Here is an 18835-nt window from a genome sequence, read left to right on the forward strand (position 1 = left end):
CAACGTTCTGGGAATCGCGTGGCGCAATCATTCACCTATCAAGTCAGCCCGATGCGGGTCGTGTTCGGGACCGGCACGGCCGCGCAGCTGGCCGACGAGCTCGACCGGCTCGGCATCAAGCGCGCGCTGGTGCTGGCAAGCCGGCGGCAGCAGGCCGAGCTCGGCGATTTCGCAGGCTTGACCGGTGGCCGCATGGCTGGCGTGTTCGACGGCGCGGTCGTGCACACGCCGGTCGCGGTCACCGAACGCGCCATGCAGTTGGTCCGCGAGTTGAAGCCTGACGGTGTGGTTGCGATCGGCGCGGGCGCCGCGACCGGCCTCAGCAAGGCGATCGCGCTGCGCACCGACCTGCCGCAGCTGATCGTGCCGACCAGCTATGCCGGCTCCGAGATGACGCCGGTGCTCGGCGAGACCGTGGACGGCGTCAAGACCACGCAGTCATCGCCGAAGATATTGCCGGAGGCCGTGATCTACGACGTCAACCTGACGCTCTCGATGCCGGCGAAGTTCTCCGCGATCTCGGGCCTCAATGCGATCGCGCATGCAGCGGAGGCGCTCTATGCACGCGACGGCAATCCGATCACCTCGCTGATGGCGGAAGAGGCGATTGCAAAACTCGCGTCGTCGCTGCCGGAGGTGATCGCGCGGCCGCGCGATCTCGACGCGCGCTCCGATGCGCTGTATGGCGCATGGCTGTGCGCGGTCTGCCTCGGCACCGTCGGCATGGCGCTGCATCACAAGCTCTGCCACACCGTCGGCGCGCTGTTCGACCTGCCGCATGCCGAGACCCATGCGGTGCTGTTGCCGCACACCATCGCCTACAACACGCCGGCCGCACGCGACGCGATCGGCCGCGCCGCACGGGCGCTTGGAGCGGCTGACGCGGCCGACGGCCTGTTCGATCTCTCCGTAAAACTCGGCGTGCCGCGCTCGCTTGCCGAGATCGGCATGTCCGAGGACGGCATCGCAAAGGCAGCTGCACTGGCGACCAAAAATCCCTACTGGAATCCGCGGCCGATCGAGGAGAGCGGGATTCGCGATTTGCTCAGGCGGGCGTGGTCCGGCGCGCGGCCGCAGGCCGAATAGGTCACACCCCGATCGCGTTGCGCGCGATCACGTCGCGATAGAATGCGGCGCTCAGTTTCGGCACCCGCGCCTGGGTCTCGAAATCCACGCGATAGAGGCCGAAGCGCTTCGCATAGCCGAAGATCCATTCGAAATTGTCCATCAGGCTCCACAGGAAATAGCCGTGGACCGGGACTCCGTCGGCGGTCGCGCGCTGCAGCTGGGCGAGGTAGTTGCGAAGGAACATGATGCGGTCGAGGTCGTAGATCTGCCCGTCCGGCTCCACCTTGTCCTCGCCGGAGGTGCCGTTCTCGCTGATATAGATGCTCTTGATGTTCCACAGCTTGGCCGCAATCCGCGGCGCCCAGTAGATCGTCTCCGGCGCGATCCGCAGCCAATCGGAATTCATATGCGGGAACGAGGCCGGCATCGGCAGCGGCTTCCAGCCGGGCGCGCTGTCGGTGGCGAGGACATAGCAGTGCGGCGCATAGATGTTGAGCCCGACGAAATCGTTGGGCTGCGAGATGATCTTCAGATCCTCGGCGGTGAATTTGGGCGCGTCGGCACCGGCATATTGCAGGAAGGCCTCTGTGTACTTGCCTTCGAGGAGGACGCCGAGGAAACCGGCATTGAGCTCGCGCGTCGCGATCTCGGTGGCGCGAATGTTCTCCGGCGTGTTGAACGCGGGCACGCAGGCGGTGATGTTCTCGGCCGGTCCGACCCGTGTGCCAGCGCGGCCCTTGGCGCGGATCGCCTGCACCGCGAGCCCATGCGCCAGCGCGACGTGGTGGCGTGCCTGGTTCACCTCGGCCGGCGGCAGCGTCAGCCCCGGCGCGTCGACGCCGAGCGCATAGCCGAAGGGCAGGAAGCGCCCGACCTCGTTGAGGGTGAAGATGTTCTTGACCCGGCCGGTCAACCGCTGCGCCACATAGCCGGCGTAGTCGCCGAACGCCTTCGCGGTGTCGCGCGAGCGCCAGCCGCCGACGCGGTCCTGCAGCGCCTGCGGCAGGTCCCAGTGATAGAGCGTGGCGTAAGGCTCGATGCCGTTTGCGAGCAGTTCGTCGACCAGGCGGTTGTAGAAGTCGAGGCCCTTCGGATTGGGTGCGCCGCTGCCATCGGGAAACACCCGCGGCCAGGCGATTGAAAATCGATACGCCTTGGCGCCGAGGTCCTTGATGAGGCGGACATCCCCCTTGTAGCGATGATAATGGTCGTTGGCGCGATCACCGGTCGAGCCGTCCTCGATCTTGCCCGATGTGTGGGTGAAGGTGTCCCAGATCGACGGGCCGCGGCCGTCCTCATTGACCGCGCCCTCGACCTGGTAGGACGAGGTCGCGGTGCCCCAGACGAAGCCCGGAGGAAAATTCGCGCCGTTCGGCCGTGGAGCGTGGTTCGCCGCCTGTCCCGGGGCCGACAGGCCGAGCGCCGAGAGGCCTGCAAGGCCCGCAAACTGCCGGCGCGAGAACTTACCGAACATCATTGTCTCCCGTCGACGGACGCTGCGGCTGGAATGCCGGCCGCAGGTTAACCTTCCAGCCCGCGGTTGAGCAACAAGGGCGGGGCGGCCGAAGCGCGGTGGCGAACGGCGTACCGATTGATGCGCCCCATTGTGATCTCAATGTCGCGGAGTTGTCAGTTTTGTGGCGACATTTTCTCTACTAGATTGCCTGCTACGTCCTTCCGGAATGACCTCCGAAAATCCCGAGATCTCGTGAGCCGCGCACGATGAGCAAGCCTGCAACCCATGTTCGAATCGCGCTGCTGCGTCGTCTTGCCACGGCGATCGGCTTGCTGCTCGTCACAGTCGCAGGCGCACAGGCCGAGCAGACATTCTCGTTCGACAGCACGCCCGGAAAGCTGCCGAAGACGGTTGTCCCGCTGAGTTATGCGATCGAGCTGACGCCTGACTTCGCCAGCCTCGCATTGCCGGGCATCGAGACCGTCGACATCGAGGTGCGCGAGGCCATCACGCAGCTCACGCTGAATGCGATCAGCACGACGTTTGCCGAGGTCACGATCGATGATGGCGCGCAGCGCGCGGAGGTTTCGACCGACGCCACCGCGCAGACCGCGACCTTGACCTTCGCCAAGCCGCTTGCCGTCAGCCGGCACAGACTGCGCATCGCCTTCACGGCGCAGATCAACAGGTTCGGCACCGGCCTGTTCTCGGTCGATTACCCGACCCCTGCCGGGATCAAGCGGCTGATCTCCAGCAAGCTGGAGCCGGCGGATGCACGGCGGATCTTCCCGTGCTGGGACGAGCCGTCATTCAAGGCGAGCTTCGCGTTGACCGTCGTGATCCCGCGCAACCTGCTCGCGGTCGGCAACATGCCCGTCGCGAGCGAGGCGCCGGTCGCCGGCGATCTGAAGAAGGTCGCGTTCGCACCGACGCCGAGAATGTCGACCTATCTCTTCGAGCTCACGGTCGGCGAACTCGAACGGGTCACGGCGGATGCCGGCGGCGTCACGGTCGGCGTGGTGACGACGGCGGGCAAGAGCGGGAAGGGCCGATTTGCGCTCGACAGCGCGGTGAGGCTGCTCGGCTACTACAACGACTATTTCGGCGTGAAATATCCGCTGCCGAAGCTCGACTTGATCGCCGTTCCCGGCGGGTTCGGCGGCGCGATGGAGAATTGGGGCGCGATCACCTTCTTCGAGAGCCGGCTGCTGTTCGATCCCGCCACGAATGCAGGGACGGCCAAGCGCGGCATCTTCGGCATCATCGCGCACGAGATGGCGCATATGTGGTTCGGCGATCTCGTCACCATGGCGTGGTGGGACAATCTCTGGCTCAACGAAGGCTTTGCCAGCTGGATGGCGACCAAGGCTTCGGAGCAATTCTATCCGCAATGGCAGAGCTGGCTGAACGGCTATGGCGCCAAGCAGTTCGCGATGGCGCTCGATGCGCGCCGCACCTCGCATCCGGTGCAGCAGCCGATCGCCGATCACAGCGAGGCGGTCACGGCGTTCGATGCCATCACCTACAACAAGGGGCAGGCGCTGATCCGGATGCTGGAGAATTATCTCGGCGAGCAGCCGTTCCGCGACGGCATCCGCAAATACATGGCCGCGCACGCCTACAGCAATTCCACCACAGCCGATCTCTGGCAGGCGCTCGAACAATCCGGCGGTAAACCGATCACCGGCATCGCCGCCTCGTTCACCGAGCAGGACGGTGTTCCGCTGGTCGTGGCCGAGACGATCTGCGATGGCGGCGTGCAGCGGCTGACCCTGCGGCAGGACCGCTTCGTGATCGCGCCGGCCAACGATCCGCCACTGCCGGCCCACAGCTGGCAAATTCCTATTGCCGCAGGACCGGCGCACGGCAAGGCCTTTGACGAGATCCTGCTGCAGGGCAGCGCCGATATTCCGGCCGGCGCCTGCGGCGATGCGATCAAGGTCAATCTCGGCGACGTCGGCTACTACAGGGTCGAATACGGCCTGAAGAACCGCGGGGCATTGCTGAACGCTTTCCCGCAAATGCAGGTCGAGGACCGGCTCAACGTCGTCACCGACAGCTGGGCGCTGGTGCAGGCGGGCCGTGCCGAGCCGCCGTCCTACCTCGCGCTGCTCGACGCGCTCGATGCCGGCGATCATCGCGCGGTGTGGGACCAGGTGATCTCGACACTTCTCACGCTCAACCGCCTGTCGCGCGACCGCGCCGAGCGGCCGGTGATCCAGGCTTATGCCCGGGCGAATCTGCGCCCGGTGTTCGATCGGATCGGATGGGATGGCAGCGGCTCGGGCGACGATGACACCGCGCTGTTGCGCGCAAGCCTGATCTCGGCGCTGGGCGACCTCGGTGATACCTCCGTGGTGGCCGAGGCGAAGCGGCGCTTCGCGGCGTTCCTCGACGATCCCAGCGCGCTTCCGACCACGCTGCGCGATGCGGTCACCCATGTCGTCGGCATCACCGCCGATCGGACGACCTACGACAGGCTGCTGACGCTGGCGCGCAACAGCACGGTCACCAATGAGCGGCTGCGCTATTACTTCGCCGCCGCCGGCGCCCGCGACGCCGAACTGGCGCGCGCAACGCTAGCGTTGACGCTGACCAACGAATTGCCGGACACGATCGTCACCGGGATGATCAACGCGGTTGCGTCCGCGGGCGAGCAGCCGCAACTCGCCTGGGACTTCGTCCAGGCCAATTTCGACGCGCTGCTCGCCAAGCAGGGGCCGAACTTCCGCGACCAGTTCGTGCCGAATGTCATGACCAATTTTACCGATCAGGCCCATGCTGCGGAGCTTGCCGCTTTTGCCCCGTCGCAATCGACCAGCGGCGGCCGGGTGATGGTGGCGCGCGCCTTGCAGGCGATCGCGATCTCGGCCGATCTCTCCCAGCGCGTGCTCCCTGCCGCCGATGCATGGATCAGGGCGCGCAAGCCGTGAGATCGCGAGGGAGTTTCCGGCGGCGCTCGATGCGGCTATGCTCCGTGGGCGGCATGCAATCAACGATGTGAGGCTGAGATGGTCAAAGGTTCCGATTTGCTGGTCGCGGCCCTCGAGAACGAGGGCGTGGAGCGGGTGTTCGGCGTTCCCGGCGAGGAGAACCTCGACGTCGTCGAGAGCCTGCGCAAATCCTCGATCAAGCTGATCGTGACGCGCCACGAGCAGGCGGCTGCCTTCATGGCGGCGACCTACGGCCGGCTGACCGGAAAGCCGGGCGTCTGCATCACAACGCTCGGCCCCGGCGCGCTCAACCTGACCACCGGCGCGGCCTATGCGCTGCTCGGCGCGATGCCGATGGTGATGCTCACCGGGCAGAAGGGCATTCTGAGCAGCCGGCAGGCCAAGTTCCAGATCGTCGACATCGTCAACACCTTCCGGCCGCTGACCAAGCTGTCGCTGCAGATCGTTAGCGGCGCGACGATTCCGACGCTGGTCCGTGACGCCTTCCGGATCGCGACCCAGGAACGGCCGGGTCCGGTGCTGCTCGAACTGCCGGAGGACATTGCAGGCGAAGAAACCGCGCCGGTCGAGCTGGTACATCCGCATCCGATCGAAATTCCGATCGCGCACGCGGCCGCGCTCGACCGCGCCGCCGACATGATCCTGAAGGCGCAGCGTCCGCTGATCATGCTCGGTGCTGCGGCATCGCGCCCGCGCTCGACCGCGGGCATCGGCGACTTCGTGCGACGAACGAAGATCCCGTTCTTCACCACCCAGATGGGCAAGGGCACGGTGTCCGGAGGCACCAATCAATACATGGGGACCGCCGCGCTGAGCGAGCGCGACTATGTGCATGAGGCGATCGACCGCGCCGACCTGATCATTGCGATCGGTCACGACACGATCGAGAAACCGCCCTTCATCATGGGGCCGAAGGGCCCGCAGGTGGTCCATGTCAGCTACATGCCGGCCAATGTCGAACAGGTCTATTTCCCGCAATGCGAGGTGATCGGCGATGTCGGCCCGAGCCTCGAATTGCTGGCCGACCGGCTCGAGGGCAAGCTGCCGCATGCCAGCGCGCTGCTCAGCCTGCGCGAGAGCATCTTGGCCAAGATCACCGACCGCGCCACCGAGGGCCGCTGGCCGCCGACGCCGCAGCGCATCGTGCACGATGTGCGGCAGGTGATCCCGGACGACGGGATCGTCGCACTCGACAACGGCATGTACAAGATCTGGTTCGCGCGCAACTACCGCACGCTGTTGGCGAACTCGCTGCTGCTCGACAACGCGCTGGCGACCATGGGCGCCGGCCTGCCGTCGGCGATGATGGCGGCGATGCTGTATCCGAAGAACCGCGTGCTCGCAGTGTGCGGCGACGGTGGCTTCATGATGAATTCGCAGGAGCTCGAGACGGCGGTCCGCCTCAAGCTCAATCTGGTGATCCTGATCCTGGAGGACTCCGCCTACGGCATGATCCGCTGGAAGCAGGCCGTCGACAATTTCCCGGATTTCGGCCTCACCTTCGGCAATCCGGATTTCGTCAAATATGCCGAGAGCTACGGCGCCAAGGGTTCACGGATCGAGAGCACGGAGGCGATCGTCCCGACCCTCGAGCGGGCGTTCTCCGGCGGCGGCGTGCACCTCGTCGTGGTGCCGATCGACTATACCGAGAACAAGCGGGTGCTGGTCGACGAGCTGCGAGAGAAGGTGCAGCAGATCGACGTCGAATAGCGGATTGCCGCTGACCGCAAGGAACGAAAAGCCCTCGGCTTGATTGAACGTAAGCCGCCATGGTAGCACGCCGCAACATCACCCGTTGTGCTGATGGTCGGCGATGCCAGATCTGAGAGGTCACGTGACTGCACCAAATCCCGCCGCCGGCAAACCCATCGATCCCTCAGCGCTCGCCAATGTGCCGCGGCTGGTCACGGCGTATTTCGCCGGCAAGCCCGACCCCAGCGATCCGACCCAGCGGGTTGCCTTCGGCACCTCCGGCCATCGCGGCTCGTCGCTGAAGAACTCCTTCAACGAGGACCACATCCTCGCCACCACGCAGGCGATCTGCGATTACCGCCGCGAGAAGGGCCTGACCGGGCCGCTGTTCATCGGCATCGATACCCATGCGCTGGCCGAGCCGGCGCTGGCCAGCGCTGTCGAGGTGTTCGCGGCGAACGGCGTCGAGATCATGATCGATGCACAGGGCGGGTACACCCCGACGCCGGTGATCTCGCATGCCATCCTGAGTTACAACAAGGGCCGCAGCACGGGCCTGGCCGACGGCGTCGTCATCACGCCGTCGCATAACCCGCCGGAGGACGGCGGCTACAAATATAATCCGCCGCATGGCGGCCCGGCCGACACCGACGTCACCGGCGTGGTGGAGAAGAACGCCAACCGTTACATCGAGGCCGGGCTCAAGGGCGTCGCGCGGATGCCGTATGACCGCGCGCGCAAGGCCGCGACCACGCATCTGCACGACTTCATCACGCCTTACGTCGCCGATCTCGGCAACACCGTCGATCTCGCGCTGATCAAGTCGGCCGGCGTCAAGATCGGGATCGATCCGCTCGGCGGCGCGGCGGTGCATTACTGGCAGCCGATCATCGCGCGCTACGGCATCAACGCGTCAGTCGTCAACAATGCGGTCGATCCGACCTTCCGTTTCATGACCGCCGACTGGGACGGCAAGATCCGGATGGACTGCTCGTCTCCTTTTGCGATGGCCAGCCTGATCGGGATGCGCGACCGCTTCGACGTTGCCTTTGCCAACGACACCGACGCAGACCGCCACGGCATCGTGACGCGTTCGAACGGGCTGATGAACCCGAACCATTTCCTCGCCACCGCGATCGCCTATCTGTTCGCGCACCGGCCACAATGGAGCAAGGACGCCGCGATCGGCAAGACCATCGTGTCGAGTTCGATCATCGATCGCGTCGCCAAGAAGCTGGGCCGCAAACTGGTCGAGACGCCGGTTGGCTTCAAATGGTTCGTCGACGGGCTCGGCAGCGGCGGCTTCGGCTTCGCCGGCGAGGAGAGCGCCGGCGCGTCGTTCCTGAAGCGCGACGGCACGGTATGGACCACCGACAAGGACGGCATCATCCTCGGCCTTCTGGCGGCGGAGATCATCGCCAAGACCGGCCGCGATCCCAGTGAATTGTTCAATGAACTCACCGCAGAGCTCGGCGTGCCCTATTACGAGCGCATTGACGTCGCGGCGACGCCGAAGCAGAAGAACGCGTTGAAGGCGCTCGGGCCCGAGCAACTCAACATGACCGAGCTCGCCGGCGATGCGGTGCGCGCCGTCCGTACCAAGGCGCCAGGCAACGATCAACCGTTCGGCGGCATCAAGGTCGAGAGCGACGCCGGCTGGTTCGCCGCGCGTCCCTCCGGCACCGAGGATGTCTACAAGATCTACGCCGAGAGCTTCCGCGGGCCGGATCATCTGAAAAAGATCCAGGGCGATGCGCAGGCCGCGATCGCCAAGGTGTTCTGAAGGCGCGGGGCCGGGCGGAAGTCATGCGTGTATTGTTGACCGGCTCCTCGGGCTGGCTCGGCCGCTTCCTTGCGCCGCGGCTTCGACAGGCCGGCCATGATGTGGTCGGCCTCGACGTGGTCCCGGGTGAGGCGACCGATGCGGTCGGCTCGGTGGCCGAACACTCGGTGGTCGATCGGGTGTTCGCCGATCATGGGATCGAGGCCGTGATCCATGGCGGCGCGCTGCACAAGCCTGACATCGCGCGGTTCGGGCCGCAGGCCTTCGTCGATGTCAACGTGTCAGGCACGCTCAACCTGCTGCAAGCCGCCGTGGCCGCCGGCCATGATCGCTTCGTGTTCACCTCGACGACCTCGCTGATGATCTCCCAGGCGATCCGCGACGAGGAAGGCCATGCCGCGGTGTGGCTCGACGAGACCACGGGATCGCTCGAGCCGCGCAACATCTACGGAGTGACGAAACTCACCGCCGAAGGCCTGTGCCGGCTCTACAGCCGCGAGCATGGCCTCAATTGCGCCGTGCTGCGCACCAGCCGCTTCTTCCCCGAGGACGATGACACGATCGTTGACATTCATGGCGAGAACCTGAAGGCGACCGAGCTGCTGTACCGCCGCCTCACGGTCGAGGATGCTGCCGACGCCCATGTCGTGGCGCTGGAGAAAATCCGTGGCTTCGAGGTGTTCGTGATCAGTGCGCCGACGCCGTTTACGCGCAGCGATGTGGCTGACCTGAAGGCGAACGCGGCTGGCGTGATCGCGCGCTACTTCCCCGATGCGCCGGCGCTGTTCGCGCGGCAGGGTTGGCAGCTGCCGAAATCGATCGGCCGCATCTACGACGCGGGCAAGGCCGAACGGCTGCTCGGTTTCCGCGCGGTAACCGACTTTGCAGCGGTGCTCGGCGCCCTGCGCAGCGGCGAGCCGCTTCCCTTTGCGCACGATCCCGATTATGTCTCGCCGTCAACGAGGCTCGCAAATGGCTGATTTCCACGGCGTCTTCCCATATCTGGTGTCCCCGGTCGATCCCGCCGGCCATGTCCGCACCGAGGTGCTCGGCCGGCTCTGCGACGATCTGATCAAGGCCGGCGTCCATGGGCTGACGCCGCTCGGCTCGACCGGCGAGTTCGCCTATCTCAACAATGCGCAGCGCATGCAGGTGGTGGCGACCACGATCGAGGCCGCGCAGGGCCGCGTGCCTGTGGTTGCCGGCGTCGCCTCGACCTCGACGGCCGATGCGGTGGCCCAGGCCAAGGCCTATCAGAAGCGCGGTGCCGCCGGCATTCTCGCGATCCTGGAGGCGTATTTTCCGCTCAGTGATGCGCAGGTGGAAGCCTATTTCCGCGCCATCGCCGACGCGGTCGATATTCCCGTCGTGATCTACACCAACCCGAATTTCCAGCGTTCCGACCTCACCCTCGACGTCATCGCGCGCCTCGCCGAGCATCCGCGGATCGGCTACATCAAGGATGCCTCGACCAATACCGGCCGGCTGCTGTCGATCATGAACCGCTGCGGCGACAGCCTGAAAGTGTTCTCGGCGTCCGCCCATATCCCGGCGGCAGTGATGCTGATCGGCGGCCACGGCTGGATGGCAGGCCCGGCCTGCATCATCCCGCGGCAGAGCGTCGAGCTCTACAATCTCTGCCGCCGCGCCCGCTGGGACGAAGCGATGGTCCTGCAGCGCAAGCTCTGGCGCATCAACGAGGCGTTCGCCCGTTTCAACCTCGCCGCCTGCATCAAGGCCGGGCTGGCGAGCCAGGGCTACGATGTCGGCGACCCCGTGCCGCCGCAGGCGCCGCTGACGGCCGAGCAGCGCAAGGTGGTCGAGGCCGCGTTGCGCGATCTTGCCTGAAACTGGCTTGCGCGTTGCATAGGTTCTCACCACTTCGTCATTCCGGGCTCGCGCCAAGGCGCGCCCCCAGGTGCGCAATTGCGCACCGAGAATGACGGTGGACGCGTGTTGTCTCGCGCCGAAAATCCGTTAAAACCCGCCGAAATTTTCGAACTCAAGGACCCTTCGATGAACATTCTTCCCGGGAATATGCGTTTTGGTGCGGGCCAGCCTGTCAAGCGTCTGGAAGACCAGCGGCTGGTCACCGGGAAGGGGCATTTCATCGACGACAAGCCGCAGGACGGTGCGCTCTGGCTGCACGTGCTGCGCTCGCCGCATGCCCACGCCAACATCAAGTCGATCGACGCCAAGGCGGCGCTGGAGATGCCCGGCGTCAAGGCGGTCTATACCGGCGCGACCTCGTCAAGGACGATATCGGCACCTTGCCGACGCTCGCGATCTTCAAGCGCCCCGACGGCTCGCCGATGACCGTGCCGCCGCGGCGCCTGCTGGCGCATGAGGTGGTGCGCTATGCCGGCGAGGGTGTTGCTGCTGTTGTGGCGACCTCGCGGACGTTGGCGCAGACCGCGGCGGAAGCGATCGAGATCGATTACGAGGTGCTGCCTTCGGTGGTCGATCCGGTCGAGGCGATCAAGCCCGGCGCGCCGGCGGTCTGGCCGGAGGCGCCCGACAACATCGTGGCCGCGATGAGCTATGGCGATGCCGCCAAGGTCGAGGAAGCATTTGCAAGCGCCGCGCACAAGGTGTCGCTCGACCTGGTCAGCCAGCGCCTGGTGCCGTCGGCGATGGAGCCGCGCTCGACCATTGCCGAGATCGAGAAGAAGACCGGCCGGCTCATTCTGCATGTGCAGTCGCAGACCCCGGGCTCGACCCGCGACCTGCTGGCGGAATCGATCCTGAAGCGGCCGAAGGACAGCGTGCGCGTGCTGGTCGGCGACATCGGCGGCGGTTTCGGCCAGAAGACGAGCCTGTATCCCGAAGACGGCATCGTCGCCTATGCCGCGACCAAGCTGAACGACAAGATCCGCTGGCGCGGCGATCGTACCGACGAGTTCGTCGGTGGCACCCACGGCCGCGACCTCACTTCGACCGGCGAGTTCGCGCTCGACGCCAAGGGCCGCGTGCTGGCCTATCGGGTGCGCTCGATCGGCGGCACCGGCGCGTACTCGTCGGGCACCGCCAACATCATTCCGCTGGTGCTCGGCCCGTTCGTGCAGACCGGCGTCTACGATCTGCCGTTGGTGCATTTCGAGGTGAAGTCGGTAATGACCCATACCGCGCCGGTCGGTGCCTATCGTGGCGCGGGCAGGCCCGAGGCGGTGTTCATCGTCGAGCGGCTGTTCGACGCCGCCGCGCGCCAGATCGGCATGGATCCGCGCACCATCCGCAAGGTCAATTACATCAAGCCGGCGCAGTTGCCCTACACCAATGCGGTCGGGCAGGTGTACGACTCCGGCGCCTTCGCTCACATGCTGGAGCGCGCGTCCGATCTCGCCGACTGGAACGGCTTTGCCGCGCGCAAGAAGGCGGCCAAGAAGAAGGGCCTGCTCTACGGCCGCGGCCTGACCAGCTACATCGAGTGGACCGGTGGCCGTGCCCATACCGAGAACGTCTCGCTGCATGCGACCGCCGAAGGCCGTATCGTCCTGCATTCCGGCACCATGGCGATGGGGCAGGGCCTCGCCACCACCTACAGCCAGATGATCGCCGATACGCTCGGCATCGGCATGGACAAGATCGACGTGATCCAGGGCGACACCGATCTTGCTACCGGCTTCGGCAGCGTCGGCTCGCGCTCGCTGTTCGTCGGCGGCACCGCGGTTGCGGTCTCCAGCAACGACATGATCAACAAGGCGCGCGACAAGGCCTCCAATCTGCTGGAAGCCTCCGTCGAGGATATCGAGTATCGTGACGGCTTCCTCACCGTGGTCGGCACCGACAAGCGCATCAGCCTGTTCGAGATCGCAGCCAAGGAAAAAGGCGCCAAGCTCTCGGTTGAGAGCGAGGGCAATGTCGACGGGCCGAGCTGGCCGAACGGCACCCATATCTGCGAGGTCGAGATCGATCCGGAGACCGGCGTCACGCGCGTGGTGCGCTATACCACGGTCGATGACGTCGGCGTCGCCGTCAATCCGATGCTGGTGACCGGGCAGGTGCATGGCGGCGTCGTTCAGGGCATCGGCCAGGCGCTCTACGAGGGCGTCGCCTACAGCGAGGAAGGCCAGCTGCTGACCGCGAGCTATCAGGACTATTGCATCCCGCGCGCTTCGGACATTCCGCCGATGTCAGTGACGCTCGATCCCTCCGCGCCGTGCAAGACCAATCCGCTGGGCGCCAAGGGCTGCGGCGAGTCCGGCGCGATCGGCGGGCCGCCCTGCATCACCAACGGCGTGATGGATGCGCTGAGCGAGGTCGGCATCACCCAGCTGAATACGCCGTTGACGCCGGTGAAGATCTGGCAGGCGATCCAGGACGCCAAGGCGGGGGCGTAGCCCTCGCTCCCTCCACCCGTCATTCCGGGGCATCGCGAAGCGATGAGCCCGGAATCCATCGGGCAGCATGTTCCGTGGCGAAATGGATTCCGGGTTCGTGCTGCGCGCGCCCCGGAATGACGAGAGCTACAACCCCAGCACCATCTTCGCGATGATGTCCCGTTGGATCTCCGACGAGCCGCCGAAGATCGTGTACGCGCGGCCGTTGAGATATTCCGGCACCACCGGCAGCAGCTCTTCCGGAATCGCCGGCTCGTGGTTGAGCCGGTAGAACGGCCGCGCCGGCTCGACCGCAAGGCCGTCCTGGCCGATCACGTCGACGCCGAGCCGCGTTACTGCCTGGCGGATCTCACTGACGCGGAGCTTGATCAGCGATGACACCGCGCCGGGATTCTGCCCGGTCTGCAGCGCCGACAGCACCCGCAGTTCGGTCATCTCGAGCGCGTCGATGTCGACCTCGACCTCCGACATCCGCATCGCGATGTCGGGGTCCTCGATGGCGCGGCCGGTAACCTCGGAGCCTGCGAGATCGGTGATCGTCTTCAGCGCCTCGCGCAATTTTGCTGAGGCGATGCCGGAGCCGCGTTCGAATTCGAGCAGGTACTTGCCGTAAGTCCAGCCCTTGCCTTCCTCGCCGACGCGATTGGCGACGGGCACCCGAACGTCGTCGAAGAACACCTGGTTGACTTCATGATCGCCGCCAATCGTCAGAATTGGCCTTGTCGTGATGCCCGGCGTCTTCATGTCGATGAGAATAAAACTGATGCCGTCCTGCTGCCGCTCGCCGTCGCTGGTGCGCACCAGCGCGAACATGCGGTTGGCGTGATGCGCATGCGTGGTCCAGATCTTGGTGCCGTTGATGATGTAGTCGTCGCCGTCGCGCACCGCGCGAGTCTTCAGCGAGGAGAGGTCGGAGCCCGAGCCTGGCTCGGAATAGCCCTGGCACCAATAGTCTTCGCCGGACAGAATCCGCGGCAGGTAGAAATTCTGCTGCTCGGGCGAGCCGAAGCCGATGATGACGGGGCCGACCATCTTGACGCCCATCACGTTGACATTGGGCACGCCGGCGCGGGCGCATTCGGCCTCGAAGATCCAGCGCTGCGCCGGCGTCCAGTCCGGCCCGCCATGTTCGACCGGCCAGCCCGGCGCGCCCCAGCCCTTGCTGTGCAACGCGCGTTGCCAGGCCATGCCGATGTCGGGGTCGGAGAAAACCGAGGGCGTCAGCGCGGTGGCGCGCTTCATCTCCGGCGTCAGGGTCTCGGAGATATAGTCGCGGACTTCCCGCTCGAAGGCGCGCTCTTCGGCGCTGAAGGTGAGATCCATGTGCGCTCTCCGTTACGCGTGGACGCGGCCGCTCAGCGCGGCGTGGCGGCGATAATGATGGGCGCTGCCGCCGAACAGCGTGTCGAAGGCGAGCAGCCGCTTGAAATAGGCGCCGATGTCGAGCTCCTCGGTGACGCCCATGGCACCGTGCAGCTGCACCGCCTGCTCGGCGACGAAGCGCGCGCATTTGCCGATTTTCGCCTTGGCGCCAGAGGCGGCACGGCTGCGCGCCACCGGCTCGGCATTGGCCATCAGCGCCGCGCGCAGCGCCATCGACCGCGCCTCGTCGACCTGCATCGCGACGTCGGCGAGGCGATGGCGGATCACCTGGTTGGCCGACAGCGGCCGGCCGAACTGTTTGCGGATCTTGGTGTATTCGAGCGTGGTGTCGAGCAGCGTCTGCATGATGCCGACCGCCTCCGCGCCGAGCGCGGCCATCGCGCGGTCGACCACGGTTTCGATCGCGGGCAGTGCATCGCCGCCATCGCCGAGCAACGCGTCGGCAGGCAGCTGCACATCCCTGAGATCGAGATTGCAGCCGCGCCCGCCACCAAGCCGCGCGTAGTCGCGCAAAGTGAGACCCGCCGTTCCCCCCGGCACCAGGAACAGGCCAAGCTTGCCGGATGCGCCATTGGCGTTGGCGATGCGGGCGGAGACGATGAGCTGGCTCACGGCCGCGCCGTCGAGCACGGCGATCTTGCTGCCACTCAGCCGCCAGCCGTTGGCGGTCTTGGTGGCGGTGGTGTCGACATGGGCGAGGTCGAAGCGCGCAGCGCGTTCCGAATGTGCGAAGGCGAGCGTGAGCGCGCCCTCGGCGATCCTGGGCAGGATCGCCTGCTGCTGCGCCTCGGTGCCGCATTCGGCGACCAGCGCGGCGCCGATCACGACCGTGGAAAGGAACGGCTCGGACACGAGGCCACGGCCGAACGCTTCCATCAGCAACCCGATCTCGATCGCGCCGCCGCCGAGCCCGCCATGGGCCTCGGCGATCGGCAACGCCAGCCAGCCGAGCTCGGCGAATTGCTTCCAGATGTCAGGCGAATAGCCCAGCGGATCGTTCGCCGTTTTCTTGCGATGATCGGCAGTAAAGGTTTCCGCTACGAAGCGGTCGACACTTTCGCGCAGCAGGCGCTGCTCGTCGCTGAGGGTGAGGTCCATCTGGCTTTCTACACGTTGGCGGTTTTCTTGACGGAGGGATGCAGACCCGCAGGGTCCACCACCATTCCGAATTCCTGCAGGTTGTGGGCGTGGCAGAGCTGATGCAGCGCGAACGCCTGATCGATCGCCGCCGGCTGCCCCATGATGTCGATCGAGCGGTTCACCGCTTCCTTGCTGAGCTTCAGCGCAAAGGCGGGCTTGGCGGCGATCCGCCGCGCGAGCGCCAGCGTGAAGGGCGAGAGATCGCCGCGCGGCACCACGTGATTGACCATGCCGAGGCGATGCGCCTCGTCGGCGCTCCAGACGTCGGCGGTGAACAGCATCTCCTTGGCCTTGCGCGCGCCGAGCTCCCAGGGATGCACGAACCACTCGACGCCGCAGACGCCCATCGTCACCACGGGATCGCAGAACTCGGCATCACTGCTCGCAACGATCAGGTCGCAGGCCCAGGCCAGCATCAGCCCGCCGGCAATGCACTTGCCGTGGATTTCCGCGATCGTCGGCTTGGCGAGATTGCGCCAGCGCCGTGTGATCTGCAGGTAGATCTCCTGCTCGCGCGCGAAGCGGCCGTGGGCGTTGGGTTCGGCGAAGCCGCCCCAATTTCCGACTGGCGGGAAATCGACGCCCGCCTCATTCTTGGCCCCTGGCCTGAGATCGTGACCGGCCGAGAAATGCGGGCCGTTGCCGGCGAGGATGATGACCTTGACCGCGTCGTCCTGCACCGCCCGGTCGAAGGCGGCGTTGAGGTCGTAGGTCATCTGCAGGTTCTGGGCGTTGCGCGCCTCAGGGCGGTTCATCACGATCCGCGTAATCGCGGGGTCGGGCCGCTCGACAACAATCGTCTCGAATTGTTCAGACGCCAATGGATCCTCCCGCGATCGATTTTTTCGCCATGATGAACGGCGCGGGGAGGGATAGCAAGGGCCATCATTTGGAAAAGCGAGCGCGAAATCCGCGCCACGGGATTATCGCGCGAAAATCTGTTACCGTGATGCAGAAACCACCCGGAGGACCATCTTCATGCGCAAGCTTTGGACCGTGCTGGCAGCGCTGGCGACCTTGAGCCTGACCAACTGCGGCTATAACGCGATCCAGACCAATGACGAGCAGGTCAAGTCGAGCTGGTCGGAGGTGGTGAACCAGTACCAGCGGCGTGCCGATCTCGTGCCGAACCTGGTCAACTCGGTGAAGGGCTTTGCGCAGCAGGAGAAGGACGTGCTGCTCGGCGTCACCAACGCGCGCGCCAAGGTCGGCAGCATCCAGGCGACGCCCGAGGTGCTCAACGATCCCGCCGCGTTCCAGAAGTTCACGCAGGCGCAGGGCGAACTGACCAGTGCGCTGTCGCGACTGCTGGTCGTCACCGAGAATTACCCGCAGCTGAAATCGGATGCGCTGTTCCGCGACCTGATGGCGCAGCTCGAAGGCACCGAGAACCGCATCACCGTGGCGCGCAACCGCTACATCAAGGCGGTGCAGGACTACAACGTCGGCATCCGCACCTTCCCGAACAATCTGACCGCGATGGCGTTCGGCTACAAGGAGAAGCCGAACTTCACGGTCGACAATGAGAAGGAGATCTCGACCGCGCCGAAGGTCGATTTCAATCCGGCGCCGGCACCGTCGAAATAGCACCGGCGAGCGCCCGCCGCGATGGCCGCCGCACGCGTCATCCTGTTCGCCTTCCTGCTCGGCTTCATCTGCCCGGCATGGGCCGAGGTCGCAGTGCCTCAGCTCACCGGCCGCGTCGTCGATCAGACCGGCACGCTGTCATCAGGCGACATCGCGTCACTGAACGACAGGCTGAAGGATCTGGAGACCCGCAAGGGCAGCCAGATCGCGGTCCTGATCGTGCCGACGACAGCTGAGGAAACCATCGAGCAGTTTTCGATCCGCGTCGCCGAGGCCTGGAAGATCGGGCGCAAGAAGGTCGACGACGGCGCGCTGCTCGTCGTCGCCAAGAACGATCGGCACCTGCGCATCGAGGTCGGCTACGGCCTCGAAGGCGTACTGAGCGACGTCGTCACTCACCGCATCATCGACGAGGACATCACGCCGAAATTCAAGGCCGGCGATTTCGCAGGCGGCATCTCGGCCGGCGTCGACCGGATGATCCGGCTGGTCAATGGCGAGCAATTGCCGGCACCTGAGCCCGAGCATTGGCAGGCGCCCAATCTCGTCGACTTCGCCAACCCGGTCGTGATCTTCGGCGTCATCATCGTGGCAGGCTTCCTGCGCGGCCTGCTGGGGCGGTTGTTGGGGTCGGTCGCGACCGGCGGCATCGTCGGCGTCTTCACCTGGATGCTGGCCGGCTCGCTGGCCACCGCGCTGGTGGTCGGTCTGTTCGCCGGCGTTGCCGCGCTGATCTTTGGCGGATTGAACTTCGGTGGTCCCGCAGCGGGCTCAGGACCTTACCGGCGCGGCGGCGGTTATTCCGGGGGCTGGTCCGGCGGCGGGGGCTGGAGCAGCGGCTCTGGCTCGAGCGGCGGTTTCAGCGGCGGAGGCGGCAGCTTCGGCGGCGGCGGCGCCTCGGGGAGCTGGTAGGCATATGGGCATCAAGCGTATCGGCAAGCACCTCATCGAGCATCGCTGGCGCGTGCGGCGCGAGTTTCCGCCGCGCGTGCTCGACGCGATCGAGCAGGCGATCAAGGCGGGCGAGGCGACCCATTCCGGCCAGATCCGTTTCGTCGTCGAGGGCGCACTCGACGGCGTGCCGCTGTTCCGCGACCAGCCGGCACGGGAGCGGGCGATCGACGTGTTCTCGCATCTTCGGATCTGGGACACCCATCACAACAACGGCGTCCTGATCTATCTCCTGCTGGCCGACCGCGACGTCGAGATCGTCGCCGATCGCGGTATTGATGCGAAGGTCGGCCACGCCGGCTGGGAAGCGATCTGTCGCGCGATGGAAGCGGATTTTCGGGCCGGCCGGTTCGAGCAGGGCGTCACTACGGGGATTGCGGCGGTGTCGCGGGAGCTCGCGAAGTATTTTCCGCACACCGAGGGCGGCCCGAACGAGCTGCCGGATAGGCCGGTGGTGATTTGAGGGACTGAATGGTCTTGC

13 protein-coding genes and 1 pseudogene are annotated in these 18835 nt (G+C 65.8%); 10 read left to right on the forward strand and 4 right to left on the reverse strand.

The genetic code is table 11. The annotated features are described in order from the left end of the window. Window positions 1-18: 18 nt before the first annotated feature. Window positions 19-1086, forward strand: coding sequence for a maleylacetate reductase (locus ALC15_RS16535; protein WP_094193922.1), 1068 nt, complete (start codon window positions 19-21; stop codon window positions 1084-1086). A 1-nt stretch (window position 1087) separates the two neighbouring features. Here the strand turns inward: ALC15_RS16535 and ALC15_RS16540 are convergent, their stop codons facing one another. Further along, window positions 1088-2542, reverse strand: a complete 1455-nt coding sequence (locus tag ALC15_RS16540; RefSeq protein ID WP_050628203.1) for a GH1 family beta-glucosidase — start codon at window positions 2540-2542, stop codon at window positions 1088-1090. 248 nt (window positions 2543-2790) lie between these two features. Between ALC15_RS16540 and ALC15_RS16545 the strand changes: the two genes are divergently transcribed. The 6 genes and pseudogenes from ALC15_RS16545 to ALC15_RS16570 all read left to right on the forward strand — a co-directional run bounded on the left by ALC15_RS16545 (window position 2791) and on the right by ALC15_RS16570 (window position 13293). Beyond that, window positions 2791-5457: a M1 family metallopeptidase gene (locus tag ALC15_RS16545; protein WP_050628154.1), complete on the forward strand. Its 2667-nt coding sequence runs from the start codon at window positions 2791-2793 to the stop codon at window positions 5455-5457. A 78-nt stretch (window positions 5458-5535) separates the two neighbouring features. Further along, window positions 5536-7188 carry an acetolactate synthase large subunit gene (locus tag ALC15_RS16550; RefSeq protein WP_050628155.1) on the forward strand — a complete coding sequence of 551 codons (1653 nt, stop codon included), beginning with the start codon at window positions 5536-5538 and terminating at the stop codon, window positions 7186-7188. A 103-nt stretch (window positions 7189-7291) separates the two neighbouring features. After that, window positions 7292-8953, forward strand: coding sequence for a phosphoglucomutase (alpha-D-glucose-1,6-bisphosphate-dependent) (gene pgm / locus ALC15_RS16555; protein WP_050628156.1), 1662 nt, complete (start codon window positions 7292-7294; stop codon window positions 8951-8953). A gap of 23 nt (window positions 8954-8976) precedes the next feature. Continuing rightward, window positions 8977-9933 (forward strand): NAD-dependent epimerase/dehydratase family protein, encoded by a 957-nt coding sequence (locus tag ALC15_RS16560; protein WP_050628157.1) that lies wholly within the window; start codon window positions 8977-8979, stop codon window positions 9931-9933. Next, window positions 9926-10801 (forward strand): dihydrodipicolinate synthase family protein, encoded by an 876-nt coding sequence (locus ALC15_RS16565; protein WP_050628158.1) that lies wholly within the window; start codon window positions 9926-9928, stop codon window positions 10799-10801. Before ALC15_RS16560 ends, ALC15_RS16565 begins: the two co-directional genes overlap by 8 nt. Before the next feature lie 168 nt (window positions 10802-10969). Continuing rightward, a pseudogene (locus tag ALC15_RS16570) lies at window positions 10970-13293 on the forward strand (xanthine dehydrogenase family protein molybdopterin-binding subunit). A 126-nt stretch (window positions 13294-13419) separates the two neighbouring features. Here ALC15_RS16570 and ALC15_RS16575 read toward each other — a convergent pair. From ALC15_RS16575 to ALC15_RS16585, 3 genes are read right to left on the reverse strand one after another with little or no spacing between them, the layout of a single operon-like run. Further along, window positions 13420-14616 (reverse strand): acyl-CoA dehydrogenase family protein, encoded by a 1197-nt coding sequence (locus ALC15_RS16575; protein WP_050628159.1) that lies wholly within the window; start codon window positions 14614-14616, stop codon window positions 13420-13422. A gap of 12 nt (window positions 14617-14628) precedes the next feature. Continuing rightward, on the reverse strand, window positions 14629-15774 hold the full coding sequence (locus ALC15_RS16580) for an acyl-CoA dehydrogenase family protein (RefSeq protein ID WP_050628160.1): 1146 nt from the start codon (window positions 15772-15774) through the stop codon (window positions 14629-14631). 8 nt (window positions 15775-15782) lie between these two features. After that, on the reverse strand, window positions 15783-16637 hold the full coding sequence (locus ALC15_RS16585) for an enoyl-CoA hydratase (RefSeq protein WP_094193923.1): 855 nt from the start codon (window positions 16635-16637) through the stop codon (window positions 15783-15785). Window positions 16638-16794: 157 nt separating this feature from the next. Here ALC15_RS16585 and ALC15_RS16590 point away from each other — a divergent pair, with 157 nt between their 5' ends. From ALC15_RS16590 to ALC15_RS16600, 3 genes are read left to right on the forward strand one after another with little or no spacing between them, the layout of a single operon-like run. Continuing rightward, entirely contained in the window at window positions 16795-17403 is a 609-nt protein-coding gene (locus ALC15_RS16590; RefSeq protein WP_050628161.1) for a LemA family protein, read from the forward strand. Between the two features lie 21 nt (window positions 17404-17424). Next, window positions 17425-18315 carry a TPM domain-containing protein gene (locus tag ALC15_RS16595; RefSeq protein ID WP_050628162.1) on the forward strand — a complete coding sequence of 297 codons (891 nt, stop codon included), beginning with the start codon at window positions 17425-17427 and terminating at the stop codon, window positions 18313-18315. Window positions 18316-18319: 4 nt separating this feature from the next. Continuing rightward, window positions 18320-18817 (forward strand): TPM domain-containing protein, encoded by a 498-nt coding sequence (locus tag ALC15_RS16600; RefSeq protein ID WP_050628163.1) that lies wholly within the window; start codon window positions 18320-18322, stop codon window positions 18815-18817. The last annotated feature ends 18 nt before the right edge of the window (window positions 18818-18835 follow it).

This window comes from Bradyrhizobium viridifuturi, assembly GCF_001238275.1.
Classification (GTDB): domain Bacteria; phylum Pseudomonadota; class Alphaproteobacteria; order Rhizobiales; family Xanthobacteraceae; genus Bradyrhizobium; species Bradyrhizobium viridifuturi.